Raw genomic sequence first — 4,135 nt, forward strand, 5'->3', positions numbered from 1 at the left:
GCCATGAAACGTGTAGGGGACGCAATGCCGGCCGCTCTTCGGGAAACTGCCGAGGGCGGACTTGCCGCTACTCCCACCGGTCGCAAATTGTTTGAGCAAGTCTTTGGCACATCCGGCTGCCCGGGATGCGGAAAATAAATTTTAACAACAAAATAAAAAGTGCGGCATGCAATGCATGCCGCACTTTTTGTATCAAGAAACTTGTCTACCCTTTTGCAGTTCTTCCAAAATGATTCTCCGTGCTTGCCGTGCCTTTTCTTTCTCCAAGGCTGGAACTCCATCAAGCGGATACTCTATTCCCAATGCCTTGTATTTAGCACACCCCATTGTATGATAACCAAGCACATCCAACCCTTTTAAGGTCTTCAAAGGGACCAGCAAGCGGCCCAGCGCCCGCAATTCCTCTTCTGAATCCGTCAAACCAGGCACCACTACATGGCGCACTACCATCGACACACCCGCCTCTGATAAAGCCTGCGCGAAGTTTAAAACAGGTGTCTGCGGATGGCCGGTCAGTTTTTTATGCCCCACCGGATCTGCATGTTTTATGTCCAGCAACACTAAATCTGTACTCTGAAACAGTTCCTGAAATTCCTGATTTCGCTCGGGGCGGTACACAATCCCCGAAGTATCCAGGCAAGTATGAATCCCATGTGCTTTTGCCCTTTGGAACAATGTAGTTAAAAAAGGAAGTTGCAAAAGCGGTTCGCCACCCGTAGCTGTAATGCCACCAGAACGATAAAAACTGCGGTTGCGATCATACGCTCTCAAGATTTCATCTACCGACATTTCTCTTCCGCCATCCAGCGCCCACGTGTCCGGATTGTGACAATACAAGCAGCGCATGTGGCATCCCTGAAAAAACACCACAAAACGCACGCCCGGACCGTCTACCGTTCCGAAACTTTCTATGGAGTGGATGCGGCCAGTCTCACATGGCGTCATGGAACGTACGGGAGATGACTTCGTCCTGCTGCTCACGCGTCAATTTGTTGAAATTGACTGCATAACCGGATACGCGCACTGTAAGCTGCGGATATTTTTCCGGGTGAGCCTGCGCATCAAGCAGGGTGTCTCTTGTAAATACATTTACATTCAAATGATGTCCGCCTTTTTCCGCATAACCGTCCAACAGGCTGACCAGATTATCGATTTGAGAATCAGTTGCTTTCATAATGGTACTCCTCTCCGAATATCTTATTGCTCTTCCACTGTCAAATTGGGCTCACAGCAAGCACAATCCGGTTCCAGCTCGAAGGTAATGCCATCAAACAAAATCGCATCGTCCTTACCCAGCGCACCGGGCACAATGGAAAATGTATTGGAAATGCCGTCTTGTGCATCTTTGAAGGGCAACTTTGCAACCGAGCTGAGAGACGCCACAGCCCCTTTGGTATCGCGACGATGCATGGGATTGGCGCCGGGTGCAAAAGCCTCGCCTGCCTTTCGGCCATCGGGAGTAGATCCCGTATTCTTTCCGTAGACCACGTTGGATGTAATCGTCAGAATGGAAGTCGTAGGGATGCCGCCGCGGTAAGTATGATTTCCCTTAACATAATTCATAAACTCATGAACCACGTCATAAGCAATGCTATCCACGCGGTCATCGTCGTTTCCGTATTTGGGGAAATCTCCCTCAATTGCATAGTCCACAACCACACCGTTTTCATCGCGGATGGTCCGCACTTTCGCGTATTTGATGGCGGACAAAGAATCCGCAACAACCGACAATCCTGCAATTCCAGTTGCAAACCAGCGAGTAACCTCTTTGTCGTGCAACGCCATCTGCAAACGCTCGTAACAATATTTATCATGCATATAATGAATGATATTTAAAGCATTGACGTATACACTTGCCAACCATTTCATCATATCGCGGAACCGTTCCATCACCTCATCATACTCTAGGTATTCGCTGGTGATTGGGCGATATTTCGGTCCCACTTGCTTTTTGGACACCTCGTCTACGCCACCGTTAATTGCATACAACAAACATTTCGCCAGATTCGCCCGCGCACCAAAGAACTGCATCTCTTTGCCCACGCGCATACTGGACACGCAACATGCAATCGCATAGTCATCTCCGTGGGTCACACGCATCAAATCGTCGTTCTCATATTGGATCGACGAAGATTGAATGGATGTTTTTGCACAGAAACGTTTAAAGTTGAGCGGAAGCCGGGTGGACCACAATACAGTCAAATTGGGTTCCGGTGCCGTTCCCAAGTTCTCCAGCGTATGCAGATAGCGGAAAGACATCTTGGTAACCATGCTGCGTCCGTCGATGCCCATGCCGCCGATGGACTCAGTGACCCAAGTGGGATCTCCCGAGAACAATGCATTGTATTCCGGAGTGCGGGCAAACTTTACAAGACGCAACTTCATAATAAAGTGGTCTACAAATTCCTGAATCTGCTCCTCAGTAAATGTGCCATTTGCAAGGTCGCGCTGCGCATAAATATCCAGGAAGGTAGAGGTGCGTCCAAGGCTCATAGCCGCGCCGTTTTGTTCCTTGATAGCAGCCAGATAACCAAAATAAAGCCACTGAATTGCTTCCTGAACATTGGCCGCCGGCCGCGAAATATCAAATCCGTAAATATGGCCCAGTTCTTTCAGTTCCTTCAACGCTTTGATTTGCTCGCTAAGTTCCTCACGCTCCCGCGTAACATCAGAGTACATAATCGTACGAGTGGTATCCTTCTGATGCTGTTTGTCCTCAATCAAGCGATCTACGCCGTACAAGGCAACGCGCCGATAGTCGCCGATAATACGGCCGCGTCCATATGCATCCGGAAGCCCGGTAATGATATGACTGGAACGGCATGCACGCATCTCCGGGGTGTAGGCGTCAAACACGCCTTCGTTATGTGTTTTGCGGTGCTTTGTGAAGAACTCTACAATTTGAGGATCTACATGGTAGCCGTTTTCCTCACAAGCCTTCACTGCCATACGAATACCGCCATAAGGCTGCAGGGCGCGTTTAAAAGGCTTGTCCGTCTGAAAGCCCACAATTTTTTCTTTGCTCTTGTCCAGGTATCCTGGCCCATGGGATGTGATTCCGGAAATAATCTTTGTGTCCATATCCAGAACGCCGCCCTTTTCTCTTTCCTGACGGGACAGCTCCGTTACCTGCGCCCACAAAGCCTTTGTGTCCTCGGTCGGTCCTGCCAGAAAAGATTCGTCTCCATCATATGGAGTATAGTTCTTCTGGATAAAATCGCGCACATTGATTTCCTTTTGCCAAATACCCGGGATAAAAGAATTCCATTCCTGTTTCATTTGTGTTCTCCTTTGATTCCACACTCATTTGAGTGTTTCTTTTCGGCGCACTCATACTATACCATTTTAGTATAGTATAGTCAAGTGGTTTCACTTATCGATTCTCAATGGCATCAACTGCATCAATCACTGCAGAACGGAACCCTTTGCGTTCCAATGTAGCCACTCCCACAATGGTAGTACCACCCGGCGAGCAGACGGCATCCTTCATTACACCTGGATGATCGCCTGTCTCCAACATCAATTTTCCAGTTCCAGCTATCATCTGCGCAGCCAATTCGTAGGCCAGCTTTCGAGGCAAACCGTGTTTCACACCTGCATCTCCCAATGCCTCCAAGAACATACTGGCAAAGGCTGGTCCGCATCCGCTGACAGTGCCTGCAACGCTGAGTTGATTGGTTTCTACCAAACAAACCAAACTGATTTTGGAGAGCATCTGTTCAACCAAAGTCCACTCCGCTTGCGTTAATGAATGCTTTTTCTCGCACACAAATACACCTTCTCCAATGCAGACAGGCGTATTGGGGATGGTGCTCATATGATGGGTGCCGGGGCTCAAAAATGCTTCGTACCAATCAAAGGGACACCCTGCCGCCACCGAAATCACAATTTTTCCTGCCAATAAATCGCGCACCGGCTCCAATACTTCACGCACGAGGTATGGCTTGACCGCCACAAATACCACGTCAGAAGCGAATACCACTTCGGAGGCATTTTGGTACGCACGCATACCCAGCTTTTGGGTATTAGCGCAAAGTTTATCCCAGTTTTTCGCACAAGCGCAAAGTTGCTCAGGACGTACTGCCTGCTGCCGAATCAATCCTTTTGCAATGGCACCGGCCATATTTCCGAAGCC

Annotated in this window: 4 protein-coding genes; all 4 read right to left on the reverse strand. The window is 48.9% G+C overall.

Annotated features, from left to right (window positions below):
* Positions 1 to 192: 192 nt before the first annotated feature.
* On the reverse strand, positions 193 to 945 hold the full coding sequence (gene pflA / locus AB5H98_RS12835) for a pyruvate formate-lyase-activating protein (protein WP_367926283.1): 753 nt from the start codon (positions 943 to 945) through the stop codon (positions 193 to 195).
* Positions 932 to 1,174, reverse strand: coding sequence for an autonomous glycyl radical cofactor GrcA3 (gene grcA3, locus AB5H98_RS12840; RefSeq protein ID WP_367926284.1), 243 nt, complete (start codon positions 1,172 to 1,174; stop codon positions 932 to 934). Before grcA3 ends, pflA begins: the two co-directional genes overlap by 14 nt.
* A gap of 23 nt (positions 1,175 to 1,197) precedes the next feature.
* Positions 1,198 to 3,279: a formate C-acetyltransferase gene (pflB, locus tag AB5H98_RS12845; RefSeq protein ID WP_367926285.1), complete on the reverse strand. Its 2,082-nt coding sequence runs from the start codon at positions 3,277 to 3,279 to the stop codon at positions 1,198 to 1,200.
* A 94-nt stretch (positions 3,280 to 3,373) separates the two neighbouring features.
* Positions 3,374 to 4,135: pyrroline-5-carboxylate reductase (proC, locus tag AB5H98_RS12850; RefSeq protein WP_367926286.1), on the reverse strand; the 762-nt coding region annotated here is incomplete at its 5' end.

The sequence above is a fragment of the uncultured Ruthenibacterium sp. genome, assembly GCF_963558415.1.
Lineage (GTDB): Bacteria > Bacillota > Clostridia > Oscillospirales > Ruminococcaceae > Ruthenibacterium.